The following is a 203-nucleotide window of genomic DNA, read 5'->3' on the forward strand; positions in this document are numbered from 1 at the left end:
CCGTTCATCTTCCCGCTCGAGAAGCACTGGCAGCGCGGCTACATCGGCTCCGGCATCGCGCTCTACGACGGCATGGCCGGCGTCTTCGGCCGCGGCGGCGGCAGCGGGAAGCGCACCGTCCCCCTCCACCGCCACCTCACCCGCGCCGGCATCCAGCGCCGCTTCCCCGGCTTCCGCCGCGACGCCGCGGTGGGCGGCATCCA

1 pseudogene is annotated in these 203 nt (G+C 74.9%); it reads left to right on the top strand.

Annotated features, from left to right (window positions below):
- Window positions 1-203 (top strand): annotated as a pseudogene (locus Q0789_RS16670) (glycerol-3-phosphate dehydrogenase); the annotation flags it as partial.

Source organism: uncultured Pseudokineococcus sp. (genome assembly GCF_947499845.1).
In the GTDB taxonomy this organism is placed as follows: domain Bacteria; phylum Actinomycetota; class Actinomycetes; order Actinomycetales; family Quadrisphaeraceae; genus Pseudokineococcus.